Source organism: Streptococcus sp. Z556 (assembly GCF_053010225.1).
The window spans coordinates 88,493-101,975 of record NZ_JBRKNU010000005.1; the positions used below are offsets into that span (position 1 = coordinate 88,493).

15 protein-coding genes are annotated in these 13,483 nt (G+C 29.1%); 4 read left to right on the forward strand and 11 right to left on the reverse strand.

Annotated elements, in window-relative coordinates:
• Positions 1 to 161: 161 nt before the first annotated feature.
• The 7 genes from ACVC7S_RS06980 to ACVC7S_RS07010 form a co-directional block, all read right to left on the reverse strand.
• Positions 162 to 2,675, reverse strand: a complete 2,514-nt coding sequence (locus tag ACVC7S_RS06980; protein ID WP_447266646.1) for a Spaf_1101 family AAA-like ATPase — start codon at positions 2,673 to 2,675, stop codon at positions 162 to 164.
• 53 nt (positions 2,676 to 2,728) lie between these two features.
• Positions 2,729 to 3,415 (reverse strand): helix-turn-helix domain-containing protein, encoded by a 687-nt coding sequence (locus tag ACVC7S_RS06985; RefSeq protein ID WP_447266647.1) that lies wholly within the window; start codon positions 3,413 to 3,415, stop codon positions 2,729 to 2,731.
• A gap of 8 nt (positions 3,416 to 3,423) precedes the next feature.
• A complete protein-coding gene (locus ACVC7S_RS06990; RefSeq protein WP_447266648.1) occupies positions 3,424 to 4,227 on the reverse strand; it encodes an ImmA/IrrE family metallo-endopeptidase in 804 nt (267 codons plus the stop codon).
• Between the two features lie 185 nt (positions 4,228 to 4,412).
• Entirely contained in the window at positions 4,413 to 5,447 is a 1,035-nt protein-coding gene (locus ACVC7S_RS06995; RefSeq protein ID WP_447266649.1) for a hypothetical protein, read from the reverse strand.
• The gene (locus ACVC7S_RS07000) at positions 5,431 to 5,772 is read right to left on the reverse strand and encodes a helix-turn-helix domain-containing protein (protein WP_447266650.1); all 342 of its coding nucleotides are present in this window, start codon (positions 5,770 to 5,772) and stop codon (positions 5,431 to 5,433) included. Before ACVC7S_RS07000 ends, ACVC7S_RS06995 begins: the two co-directional genes overlap by 17 nt.
• Positions 5,773 to 6,397: 625 nt before the next feature.
• Positions 6,398 to 7,186, reverse strand: a complete 789-nt coding sequence (locus tag ACVC7S_RS07005) for a hypothetical protein (RefSeq protein ID WP_447266651.1) — start codon at positions 7,184 to 7,186, stop codon at positions 6,398 to 6,400.
• Positions 7,187 to 7,718: 532 nt separating this feature from the next.
• On the reverse strand, positions 7,719 to 8,219 hold the full coding sequence (locus tag ACVC7S_RS07010) for a hypothetical protein (RefSeq protein ID WP_447266652.1): 501 nt from the start codon (positions 8,217 to 8,219) through the stop codon (positions 7,719 to 7,721).
• Positions 8,220 to 8,366: 147 nt separating this feature from the next.
• Here ACVC7S_RS07010 and ACVC7S_RS07015 point away from each other — a divergent pair, with 147 nt between their 5' ends.
• Positions 8,367 to 8,555, forward strand: a complete 189-nt coding sequence (locus ACVC7S_RS07015) for a hypothetical protein (protein ID WP_000171300.1) — start codon at positions 8,367 to 8,369, stop codon at positions 8,553 to 8,555.
• Complete coding sequence (locus ACVC7S_RS07020; protein WP_125421617.1) at positions 8,548 to 9,159, forward strand: Fic/DOC family protein; 612 nt, start codon at positions 8,548 to 8,550, stop codon at positions 9,157 to 9,159. The genes ACVC7S_RS07015 and ACVC7S_RS07020 overlap by 8 nt, the downstream gene beginning before the upstream one ends.
• A gap of 111 nt (positions 9,160 to 9,270) precedes the next feature.
• Here the strand turns inward: ACVC7S_RS07020 and ACVC7S_RS07025 are convergent, their stop codons facing one another.
• Positions 9,271 to 9,456, reverse strand: coding sequence for a FanG protein (locus ACVC7S_RS07025; protein WP_447266653.1), 186 nt, complete (start codon positions 9,454 to 9,456; stop codon positions 9,271 to 9,273).
• 28 nt (positions 9,457 to 9,484) lie between these two features.
• On the opposite strand from ACVC7S_RS07025, the gene ACVC7S_RS07030 reads away from it, so the two are divergent.
• Positions 9,485 to 10,099, forward strand: a complete 615-nt coding sequence (locus tag ACVC7S_RS07030) for a CadD family cadmium resistance transporter (protein WP_006152989.1) — start codon at positions 9,485 to 9,487, stop codon at positions 10,097 to 10,099.
• A gap of 11 nt (positions 10,100 to 10,110) precedes the next feature.
• On the forward strand, positions 10,111 to 10,449 hold the full coding sequence (cadX, locus tag ACVC7S_RS07035) for a Cd(II)/Zn(II)-sensing metalloregulatory transcriptional regulator CadX (protein WP_000711078.1): 339 nt from the start codon (positions 10,111 to 10,113) through the stop codon (positions 10,447 to 10,449).
• A gap of 775 nt (positions 10,450 to 11,224) precedes the next feature.
• On the opposite strand, the gene ACVC7S_RS07040 is transcribed toward cadX, so the two are convergent.
• The 3 genes from ACVC7S_RS07040 to ACVC7S_RS07050 all read right to left on the reverse strand — a co-directional run bounded on the left by ACVC7S_RS07040 (position 11,225) and on the right by ACVC7S_RS07050 (position 12,816).
• A complete protein-coding gene (locus tag ACVC7S_RS07040) occupies positions 11,225 to 11,926 on the reverse strand; it encodes a hypothetical protein (protein WP_447266654.1) in 702 nt (233 codons plus the stop codon).
• A gap of 78 nt (positions 11,927 to 12,004) precedes the next feature.
• Entirely contained in the window at positions 12,005 to 12,370 is a 366-nt protein-coding gene (locus tag ACVC7S_RS07045) for a tyrosine-type recombinase/integrase (protein WP_447266655.1), read from the reverse strand.
• 212 nt (positions 12,371 to 12,582) lie between these two features.
• Complete coding sequence (locus ACVC7S_RS07050) at positions 12,583 to 12,816, reverse strand: hypothetical protein (RefSeq protein ID WP_225902130.1); 234 nt, start codon at positions 12,814 to 12,816, stop codon at positions 12,583 to 12,585.
• Positions 12,817 to 13,483 lie beyond the last annotated feature (667 nt).

The following is a 13,483-nucleotide window of genomic DNA, read 5'->3' on the forward strand; positions in this document are numbered from 1 at the left end:
TTGGGCTTACTTTAGCATGCTTAAATATAAATAAAATTGGTGAAATGAATAGCAAATATCCCTTTTTATTACTATATTTTAAAGGAAAATAATTCTTCTAATTAACAACTATTGTAGAAAGAATTTCTTTAAATCAAAAAACTATGACTCAACTATTTTAATTAAATAATACTTTTATATATTTTAACTTTATGTTTAAAAGATTCTATTCCACCTTCAAGATAATCAACAATATATTTTTTTATTTTATCTTCACTTGGATATCCGGAGTTTTCAATCCACCCATGTTCACCATTAGATTTCATTAATATAACTAAATCTGACAATGCATTTGTCACAATTGTAGCATTATGTGTAGCAATAATAATTTGACGATTTGATTTTACATCTCGTAATATTTTGACCAAATTATTAAAAATATATCTGGAATCTAAGTTATCCTCTGGTTGATCAATTAGCAATGGACGATTATCATCAGTTAATTCAGAATATGCAAGAATAAAATCAAGCATTGCAACCACTTTTTGACCTAAACTTAAGTTAGTAACATCTTTAAAAATTGCTTTCTTATTTTTATCTGTAACCTTCGAGTTAATATTGAATTCTAAAGAGAGCTTTTCACAATTATTATATGTATCCTTCAAGTAGTCTTCTATGCTAAATAGATCTAGTTTGTCCCAAATGTTGAAAATTTCATCAAAAACATCATGTACATTTGAATTTTTAACCGTTATTAAAGACAAATCGGGATAAATTAAATTAGAGTTCCCCTGATTTGCAATTTGAATTAGTTGATTCTCATAAAAAATTTCCCTATCATTCATCATTTTTACAAAATTTGTAAATCCTATCTTATCAAAAACAAATGATAAGTAGTCAATAATATCTTCACAGGACAGCATGTACCCTTTGAAAGGCCTTTTTAAATTTTTTCCTGGTGGGAAAAACCATGTTTCAAAGTGGTCCGGTAAAAGATACTTAAGTTCCTGCTTATAAACAATTTGTAAATTCCCCGTTTGTTGGTTATTAAAATTATCAATAATTGAATTTATAAAATTATATTGTTTACTTAATTTCTCATCAGCAGATTCAATTGCTGGAATTATCTTTTCTATTTTATCAATTTTTTCGGAGAAGATATATTTTTTGTTCTTTCTATCCTTGAAAAGTGTACCACGTAGAAAATCATCTATTTTGCCACTACTCGCAGAATTAACTAATTCGTTAACAGAATATCTACTATCAAACATTTCATTAAGTAATGATTCTTTCTTTCTTTTTGGTACTTTAATAATTTTTTCATCATCTAGAATTTCATAAATTAATAAATGATTTTCTATTATCTTTGATTTTATTCTATCTTCATGAAACCAATATTTATCAGTACTTCTTGTTCTAACTTGATATAAATCATAGATGTCTTCATTCTCCTTTTGTTTAGGGAGATTCAACTCAATTATGTATTGTTTTTCAAGCATTTCATACCATAAATAGACTTTTGAATGTTTAGATAAAAATTCTAACTTCTGTTTTGAGTCAGCTTTTTGTGAAAGAACAAATTGAATTAATTCTAAAATAGTACTTTTCCCAGTCCCTCTTCCTCCTATAATGCTATTTAATGAGTCGGAAAACAAAATTTTAAATTTCTTATTACTTGACAAAAAAGCCTCTTTATTCGTAGGTAAATATATACCTCGTATAACTTTTTTTATTTTTTTATTTGGTTTGTCTAATTTTACTGTAACATCATACTCTGATAAAGATTCTTTCAATTGTTTATAACTTCTCTTACTGAATTTTATCCACATGGGATTAATAGAATGATTTTCAATATAATGTGAATCATTATCCAGAATAAAAAATGGATTCACGCCTTTATTTATTTTGGAAATGTAATTTCTTACATTTGAAATACTGTCTTTATTTGAAACTCCAATATACTTCAAATATTCTTTCGAAAATAATTTTTTCTTATAAGCATTAGTAAAGAGTTTTCCATCTTTAAATATATCCGAACTATTTATATGAGCAATATAAGTGATAAATTCTTCCTTATTAAAAGTGTCAATAACATCTAAACTAGCTTTATATGAACCCTCTTTAATACCCATAAGGTTTTCTTCTAGCCATTTTTTGATAATTTCACTTTTCTCATTTGGAAAAGCTACAAGAACATGTATTCTATCAGCACATGAAATTTCCACCCCATTTATTACTTCAATATATTCCTTACCTTTATTGATATTCAATTCAGATACAATTTTTATAGCTTTTTCCATTTTCTTAATTCCTGAAATTGTATTATGATCAGAAACCACTATTGTTGAAATATTTTCTCGATATAAACTCTGAGCAACTACCAAAAATGATATTTGCTCTTTTTCATCTTCAAAACCATTTTTTTGATAGTTATTATAAATAATGCTATCACCATCTTTTGTTTTAAAATATTCCTCTGGAAAAAGCTTATTTTTTTTAACTTCTAAAAGATAATCTTCTATAGCTAGTTTGTTCCATTCTTTCTCAGATAAATCGTTCCAAACTTTAAACAATCTGTAATCATGGGATACTGGGGTATGGATGTGAAACAATGTTTTACTATATTTCCCACATTTATTTTTAGTTTTCAGTAATTCATCATATGCCTTTTTTATTTCATTATTTTCTTTTCTCATTTTCAATCTCCATAAACAAAAAAATACACTATTATTATTTTACATTAATAATACTACTGTTCAACAGGTAAGAAATTCCCAACAATAATACCTACAATTCTAGGATCTTCATCATACGAAAGAAAAATATCTCGATATTTTGGATTGATAGAAACTAACCGTAAACCCTGTTCTTCCTGGTAAACTCTTTTAATGTATGTTTGATTATTACAGACTACTGCATATACTGCACCATCGTAATCAAACCCTGTTTCACGAATAAGAGCCACAGAACCATTTTGATATTTGGGTTCCATTGAGTCACCAGAAATCCATGAAGCGAAATCGTGGGCTAGTCCTTCATCAAAATAGACAGTATCATAGTTTTGATCGTTATACACCGATGAACCGATACCAGCAGACATTTGTTCGTAAACATGGTATTCGTATAGTTTTTCTGATATTGAAACAACGTTCTTACATTTTTCTTTTTGAACTAGGCCTCTGACATAACTAAGTGCATTATTCTTACCTTCATCCGATAAAGTATTATATAGTCGAACGATTTCGACCTCAGTAAAATAACCTTTTGGGACATTTAGAATCTGCTCTAACCGCTCTACTTTTTCCCTAGATGGTCTTTTTACTCCACGTTCCCATGCGGAATAGGCTTGATAACTAATATCTAATCGATCCGCAATATCTTTTTGAGTCATTTTTAGCTCTTTTCTACGAATCTTTAGTTTTTCTGGTTGATACATAGTTTTTCTCACATTAATAATAGTTTCAATTCGGCTTTTTGCTTTGCCTCTTTGTCTGTTAGTCTATTTTTATCCCAAACATAAGCTATAGATTTTCCTTTGTCATAAATGAGCCATACTTTTAGATTATCATGGCAAGTCTTTATTGCTTTCCAGTTCTCTAGTTTTAAAAGTTCGGGATATTCTTGACTAGTCACGAAGCCCCTTTTGCTCACAGATCGCTCTATCTTATTGATTAGAGAAGTCTGGTAGTTGTTGAGCTCCTTTATAATCTGTTCTTTGATGCCGTGAAACAAAAGGAGTAGAGAAGCATTTTGCCCATCAATATAAGCATCGATAGCTTGTTTAATGGTACTTTCTTGTTCGGGATAATACTCTCTAAGAAGATCTAAAAGGCGAAAGAACAATGCCTGCTTTGAAACATCCAGACTATTTTGAATGTGTTGAAAGGTGTCGCAACTATAATAGATCTTAGATAACAAAACAATGTCAGGCATTAATACTACAGCAGAAAAAATATTCGCTTCTCGCTCTAGTAGATTCTCCTGATTATCAATAGATTCAGCAAAATAAGTGCCTTCATGCTTAAGTATGAAATGCCCTAGTTCATGACACAGAGTAAAATTCTGCTTTACAATTGGATTATCCTTTTCATAAGAAAAACTAATACCTAATTCATCAATAACAGTCAATCCTTCAATCTTATGACTTGAGAAGTGGTGACTAATCACTTGAATTTGATATTTTTGAACATAATGTTGAAAGAAGTAATTGAAATTATAATTTAATAATGAAATATCGTTATCCTTCATGTACTAGTATAACACATGTTTTGTAGACTTACTTATTCTTGTATACAATTCATCCAAAGAATGCTACCTCCTCCTTTAAGTATAAATCGCAAACAAACTAAACCATAAAGGTTTAGTTTGTTGTATAAAAGTAAGTAGACAATTGTCTACTTAGAATATTTAAATATTATTTTTAAAAATATTGTTTAAAGAAATATCTCCTCGCCTTTGTCGTTATAAATCTTTAATTCGCCATTGTTCATTACTTCATACTCTTGGAGCATCATCTGAGTATACCTCTCAGGGTGAACATTCATTTTTTTGTTAGTCCATGTAAGACAATTCTTTGAAGAACATTCTTTATGTTCTATGCTAATGCTTAAACCATAATCATAAGTCAATTTTTGAAGTTCCGTAAATAAAAATTTTTCTGAACATCCGGGACATTGAAGAATGTATACCTCTTCCGGTTTTTTGTCATGTTCTATTAATTTTCTATCAAATAGTATTTTGTTAAAATAGTAAACTAGACTTAAATATAAATTAATTACTTTTTGTGAAAGTTCCTTGAATTTATCAAATTCACCTTTATCATAAATAGAGCCATTTGTAGAAAAACTTTTATTATACAAGCCATTACTATCAAACCTATAGCTTTGATTATATTTAGAAAAAATAGGCTGATAGTGAGTCTCATAATTCCTTAATATGCTCATAGATTGTATTTCATCTTCGTCTAGAATTTTTTCAATTGCTTCGAAGTATTCATTTGTTTGATACTTACTTTTTATTTTCTTGATAACTGTATTAAGACTTACTGATTTATATTTTTTATCAGAATCTTTAACACCATTTATTGCTTGAGTAACAATTCCTTCTGAAAATATAGTGGGTGCAATATACTTTCTGAGAGGATTTAATTCTAAATCATAAAAATTATTTAAAACTTGCGCATACAAGTCAAGAAATGAACCTAATAATCTGACTAGTGTATTTGCATAAAATGCCTGTTTATTTTCTGAGATACTAAATTCCATACAAAAATAACAATATAAAATATCTGAAACTAAGTAATTCTCTAGTATTATGTCTTTTCGATCAAATAAAGGCGACAAATTAAAATTAGAAAATTTTCTACTCTCCTCTAGATGTGTTTTTATTAGATATTTTCTTTTTTTGTGTGCTATTTTTATTCTGTATAGACTTATTATCTCTCGAATTATGTTATCGTGCTTCTTCAAAAGCCTTTTTCCTTTCTTCCATAAACTCAATCAACTCTTTCTTAAAAATTTCCTTTTCCTCATCAGTCAATCCTTTTGAGTTCATACGGAAAAGCAACTCAATGTTATCTAATTCATCTTCTGTATTATCTGAATTTCCAACTAAGTAATCCACCGATACATTCAAAACTTGAGCTATCTTAACTAAATTATCTTGTGTTGGTTTTTTTACTCCACGTTCCCAAGAAGCGTAAGCTGGTTGGGAAATTCCTAGTTTTTCAGCTACATCAACTTGAGTGAGTCCGGCTTCTTTCCGAAGGGTTTTTAAGCGTTCCGAAAATTCCATTTTTGACCTCTAAAAATATTTTTAACTTTTTAAAACAATCTCTTGATAAATATAACTAATGGTTATATAATATAAATATAGCTGATGGTTATATCGGATTTAAAAATAATAATACCTAGCTATCGGCATTATGATCATTGACAATTAAATAAAAAGCGCGTCTGACAACCAGAGGACTGACCATCAGAACTACACATAAACTTCGTACCTTTATTGTAAATGTTTTGGTAAGAAAAATCAAGTCTGTTTATGGATGAAGTGAAGATATAAAATATTTTATGGGCTTCCACGCATTTCGGACTTTCGCACTTTCCCGTATAGTAAAGTGAACTGGCTTCGCTAAAGGGCGTAATAGAATACCTTGGGTATGATTATGAATCCCTAAAGAGCTTGACTGGGAAAGCGATGGTAATTGACACAAAGCACCTTGCTAAACTTTGGCACTCTGAGAAGAGGGATCTTTCCAACAAAATAACTTTTCTTTACTTCTGTCTATCTAATTAGATAGACCTACTCTCAAGCTACTAAGTTCTTTCCTTTTTCACTTAATAGCTTTTTTACTTATTACCCAATTTATAAAATTAATATAAAAGCGTAAAATTATTCACAATCTTTATACTGTCAGTTATTTATTGATGTATGTATCTATTGTTGCTTTTCTCTTTTCCCAAAATTCAATAGCTATATCTAAATAATTGTTTACATTAATACTATCTATCTTTTTCCCACCATTGTTAATAAGTTTTTTTATAAAATCATAATCGTCAATTTGAAGCATTTCACAACAGTATTCTTCTAAACTAAAACTATTCAAATATTCTTTCAGACTCTCCTTATTGTTTTTAGAAGATGATTGTAGAATCTCATCATTTCCATTTTCATAAAATTCATTTAACAGGTAAACAAAAGTATCTCCTCTATCAAGTTTCTCATACTCAACATTAGAAAGTTTTAATCCTTGCTGCTTACTCTTCTGCATATTACCTACAGTTTGTAACAATACCATATTATATATTGAATAATGCATTTTACTACATTTTTCTAACTTTTTTTCATCAATTCCATCATATTTTTTAAACTTATATATTTTGTTACTATTAAAATTAAAAAAACAATCTCCTGATAATCTCTCTACTGCATCATATAATTCATATGGACTATCATTAATTAAAATAGTTTTTTTTGAAGATACAGTAACTGGCAATGCATATAATCTATTTTGATAATCTGCTTCCGGCATGTTAATATAGCGGGCTCTTTCTTTATCATATTTAAAAAATGTAGGGGAAGCTATACGATATTTTTTTTGTATATTTTTAGAATAAATCTTTTTATATAATTCAAACACTCGAGGCGATGAATCTATATCAAATGAATATGATTCACCATCATAGTTTTGTATCTCTTCAAACATGAGGAACTCTCCTTAAATTTTAATCTATTTTTCACAATTATACCATTTTCATAAAATACATTCTATTAATATCAAATGTGTTGCGAAATAAAATAGCTTGTTTCTTTTGAAATTGTTCGGTACTGTCAAAAGTTTTGTGTAAATACTCAAGTAAAATGGCATAGTGTAAATCTAGTGGGCTTTCATGTTATCATCTCAAGAATCAATGATAGAAATTTTGGGGTGAACTTTGATTTTTTGAAACAAAAAAAGACATCCAAGAGTAAATTCTTGAATGTCTGTAAACATTGATATAATCGTATTGATTAACGTTTTGAGAATTGTGATGCTTTACGAGCTTTCTTAAGACCTGGTTGGAAACATTTTTATTTGAATAAGTTTCAATATCCGCTTAAAATCAATGTTTTCCCACATTTACAGAAAACAGAATTTCATCTAATTTGAATCAATTTCAGTTGAATGGTGTGAATTTTACCCTAAAAATACACAAATTGAGCTAGATTTTACCAAAAAGTTCACACCATTGGTTCAATTATCTTTTGTTACGTACGTTTTTCTTAGATGATAGACTTCCTAATGTATTTCTTATAGCATTTGAGCAAACCTCCGTTAAAGGTTCTCCTATTGCCTCCTTGTAATTAAATCCTAATAGTTGCATAGTCTTTAAAGTATCCTTATTAAGTAGAGCAACCAATTGTTTCATTGAATCTTCTTTCCCATCTTCAACATTAGTAAATGAAGATAGAAGAGAAATAACCCGTTCTAAAGTGTTGTGCAAATACTCAATATCTTTATCATCAATATGTACTTTTTCATATTCTTCTTTATATGCCTGAGCAATTCTGATTGCCTGTTCTCGTTCCGAAAGTAACTCATTTACAATTTCATCATAAGTATTTCGTAATTTATCGGCGTTACGTTCTTCCTTTAATGATTGAATTTTACTATTCACTAGTGTTGTTGTTCCCTTAAATGTTAGAGTTCCCAATTCAATCCCTGCTTTTACTAAAGCTTCTGTAATATATGGCTCCATGCTATACCTCTGTTATTTCTTTTTATAATAAAACTATTTTATCATAAATCTACATTAAACATAATACATCTTATAGTCTCTATCCCTTTAGGTAAAAATACCGATTTTATGGTATAATAAAGGTAACATTATATAAGGAGATGTGACATGACTCTTGATGTAAATAAAGAAGAATTAACAATTTTAGGGATTCCTTTTGATAATTTTTCAGATTTCGATACCGTCTGGTATGCTATTGGATCATCAATGATTGAAAATTATGAACCTACTGTTCAAGATGTGATTGATTTAAAAACTTATGTTGTCAATAGACGAAAGGAATTGAATATTGGTTAAAAATCAATACGAAGGATATAAGTACATTGACCCTAATCACCAATATACCTATCCAAATTCCACAGTCTTAATCAACAAACAAAATGTTACAAATATTGAAGAAGCCTATCGAAATGAACACTTATTCGTTACTAAAAGACTTGCAGACTTGCGCTTGAAAGCCATTGAAGTCTATTCCATGAGTAATATTTTAGCCATTCATAACTATTTGTTTCAAGATGTTTATGCCTGGTCAGGACAATATCGTAAGGTGAATATCTCTAAAAGTGGTAATCCTTTTATGTCGATACAGTCGTTTAATGTTGCAGAAACTTATATAAATCATCTCATTCATTCCTATCATCAAACTGCCAACTCAAAAGATGAAATCATTAAACATTTAGCAAAAATTCTTGATAATCTTAATTATTTCCATCCCTTTCGAGAAGGAAATGGACGAACTCAACGAGAAGTTATCCGTTCCTTAGCACTATTAAAAGGGTATTCTGCACAAATACGAGTAGAACAAGATGATGAAGTTTACAACCTTTATATGGACGGAACTGTCTATGGAGACTTAGGGAAGTTAGAAGAATTATTTGCTAAAATATTAAAAGTAATATAGGTTGTAATACTTGATAATTACAGAAGTGACGTAAGCATTCAATACGAATCAATACATAAGAAAAACGCTGATTTCAAGCGTTTTTTCTTTTTTCAATTTTAATACATTTCACTATATTTCAGTCCAATCTCTACCTTTTTCTCTACCTTTTTTAGATAAATATATCATCTGGATATTGAAGTTAAGCCCTGCTATCATTTCGATGGCAGGGCTTTTTAATGTTTGGTACACTACCTTCTTATCTATATTTTGATGGAGCTGAAGTTGACATCTACAAAGTTTAATGTTAAAATACATTCAAAAATATATTTGAATGAGGTGTTTTATGGTTCAAAATGTTGTTACTTCAATAATCCTGTATTCTGGGACAGCCGTAGACTTACTTATTATCCTAATGTTATTTTTTGCCAAAAGAAAAAGCAGAAAAGACATCATTAACATCTATTTAGGACAATTTCTAGGCTCTGTTAGTCTAATATTGCTAAGTTTACTTTTTGCATTTGTCTTAAATTATATTCCTAGTAAAGAGATTTTAGGTTTGCTCGGTTTGATTCCAATTTTCCTAGGACTCAAAGTTTTGCTTTTAGGAGATTCTGATGGAGAAGCTATTGCAAAAGATGGTTTGCGCAAAGATGATAAAAACCTGATTTTTCTAGTAGCTATGATTACTTTTGCTAGTTGTGGTGCTGACAATATTGGTGTTTTTGTCCCATATTTTATTACCTTAAATTTAGCGAATTTGATAGTGGCTTTACTTACTTTTCTAGTCATGATTTATCTCTTGGTTTTTTCTGCCCAAAAATTGGCACAAGTCCCTTCTGTTGGAGAAACTTTGGAAAAATATAGCAGATGGTTTATTGCCGTTGTTTATTTAGGATTGGGGATGTATATCCTGATTGAAAACAACAGCTTTGACATGCTAAGGACTGTGTTCGGCTAGGAGAAAAAATTATGAAAAAAGATAGTATCTGTCAAGTGGATGTTATAAATCAACAAAATGTTACAACCGCAACGAACTACCTTGAAAAGGAAAAAGTCCAAAAATCACTTCGCATTTTATCAAAATTTACCGATAATAAACAGATAAATATCATCTTTTATCTCCTTGCCGTCGAAGAACTCTGTGTCTGCGATATAGCCTGTTTATTAAATCTCAGTATGGCATCTGCCTCCCACCATCTTCGTAAACTAGCCAATCAAAACATCTTGGACACTAGAAGAGAGGGGAAAATTATATATTATTTTATAAAAGATGAGGAAATCAGAGATTTTTTTAATCAACTAGGATAACAACTATTTTTACTACTCTACCATTCACTCTACCTTTTATTATGTAGCATTCTAAAAACATTGATGTACCAACGTTTCTAACAGCTAAAATAGAAATTATTTATTTTTTTTATAGAAGTGAAGTGATTAGATATATAAAAAGCCTATGAAATCAGCATTTCAAAGGCTTTTTTCTTTTAATTTTAGCAAAATAACTGAATTTTAACTGATTATATCACTTTAGGAGTGCAATAACAGATATAATGGTAGCAATGATAGAACTTATGGTATTTGTCTTTGTGTAATTTATCTCAGTAAGCATATTCAAATAGGAATAATTTTCTTTAATTACATTTCGATAATATGACAAATTTTTATGAAATAAATTTTCTAGCTGAACTTCGTCATTTGATACAAATATAGTCCAAGAATCTTCAAAGTCTTTTTTAAAATTAGAAATATCTATTCTGTTTTCTGACTCCGATAGGCTTTGTATCTTTTTCAAAAGGTTTAAAAAATTCTTATTAAACATTATGTTCTTTCTTCCTGATACATATTTCGAAAAATCTCTTTCAAAAATGTGAAGCTCTCGCTCTCCAAATAATAAGTAATAGAGCTCGTTCCCATATTGTGATATAGACCCTAAAATACTAAATCTAGGAATGAAATTATTTCCTGAGTATAGAACATAATCACTATCATTAAAACTATTTGAAATATAGTAATTGCCTTTTTTATTATATAGACTATAACTAATATCCCCGAAGTATATTTTATCTATATCAACTTTGTCTTTTCAAAAAGCAACTGTTAGATTAATTAATTTGTTCATTTTCCCATTTTCGCTATATAAAAACGTAGTTATGTAATGTTGACATATCAAAGAAGGAAGTTCATTTGTCATCTGATCAATAGATAGATAATTAAGCTTATCGTCCTCATCATCCAGAATATACCAATTAATGTAATCTTTTTTACTCAAGTTTTTGATATTATCAGAAATAAATAATTGAAGATTAGACTCTGTCAATACTTGTTTTAAATGAAATCTATATTGAAAAATAGCATAATAATTATTTACCGTCGCCCAACTTATTTCAATACTGCTGAAAAAATTATCTCCAATTATCTCAATTTCAGCAAAAATTCCGACTCCATGCCTTAAATATTCTAAATGGACATAGTCGTATTTTTTAAATATAGTAGGTTTTTTATAATAATTTTTCACTTTAAATTTCGACTTTGGCAACGAATATAAACGCTTCGTTAATTTATTAACACCCTCATTTGAAAGTGTATCTAAAATAATAAACTCACCAATTGAGAATTCATCAAAATAGTCTGTCCGTGTCCTCCATTCGGGATGTTTTTCTTCAATGCACTTTTTATGAAATTCTAATCCTTCCTGCTCATGTCTTTGATAATAAGATTGATATTCTTCTGTTGCAACTATTTTTAAATAATAATCAAAAAACTTCTTAGCTTGTCTATTTATCATACCTACACCTAATTGATACTTTATATCACTATCATATCATTTTTTTAATGAAACTGAATCAATAACCACAACTATTACTCATTTTATGATTTTAGCTAAATCTATCATGGCTTGTTCAATTTTATGTTTTCCTTTTTGCATGACATGAAGATAGATTTTTTCTATATCTCTACTATCTTCTGAATGTCCTTCAAACTCTCTAATAACGTTTAGGCTTACAATCTTATCAGCCATGACTGAAACAAAACTATGTCGGAACATATGGGGAACTATGTGAACAGGTCTATCAAAATCGACTAGATCGTCAATATCCTTATAGGATTTTCTACTTTTCTTATTATACTTAGCGGACTGACTAGTTCCACCTCTTAAGAACATTGAAATTTCTATATGATATAATGCTCTGCCCTGTTTGTTATTTATAGAAGTAAAATAGGGATTCACTACACGTCACTAGACGGTATAGACCTTGATTCAAAGCGATTTTTGAAATTCTAAATTTCACTACATTGCAATATAAATCAACCGAATCACTACCTTATTTGAAATAAAAATGATGATTCGGATTTTTAAAGGAAGAGGGACTGAACTACACCCCAAAAGTTAGTTTTTTTCTGTCTAACTTTTGGGGTGCAGTTTGCTTGGTCCCAGTATGTTTATTTCATTTTGGATAACTTCATTAATAAACTTAAGCGTTCATCATTTTTGAGCTCTGATAACAAGCAAATCAACCGCTCATATCCAAGTTCTTTCTTCTGCTTGATTAATGAATTCATCACAGCCACCAAATCTTCTGGCGTAAAATTCCTTAAGTAAAGTGTAATATAACTTCCACTATTAGAAAATAGGCTAACATGAATTGCATTATGTTCTTTTTGTCTAATTTTCATTCCTCCTGTAGACTCCCTGATATGGAACTCATACACTGTCTTTTTGGGGTAGCAATCAAATGAGTTTTCGAATTCTCTACGATTTTTATAGAGAATATAGCTAATAAGTGAATAGTTTTTGAGAAACATAGTGGTTTCCTCCGTAAGTATTATTATAATTTTAGTATGCCATAAATTCCAAAATAAAAAAAAATAATTAAGAAAAAACGATACATAAGTTGTTTCTCTTATTAATTTTTTTTGTAGTTTTTCCTCTTTCTCTCATCCCTCAATTTTTTTACAATTCTGATTTTTCTGTGTGTTTAGCGTTGACAGGAACGTATGTGTAAGTCACGCTAAACACACAGTACTAGGTAAAAGTGAATAACGTAAAAAAATCTTATCCTAATTTTTTTATTTTATGATTTATGGCATACTAATAATATCTAGATAATTGATTGAGTAGAGACGTAACTAATATAGCTACGTTTTTTATATTTGAAAGGAGGTAGCTATCTTGGAAACAGTAGGTTTAAGCTGGGTTAGGAAAGAACCAGTTTTGTATTTCATTAACTAAAAAAAATAAATGTATAGATAATAAAAGAGATGTCAATAGCAGTTTAAAAAAAATTTTTTGATCGTAACAAAGTAAAGAATAAAAGTAAAAAACGAAAGTAAATAACAGGAA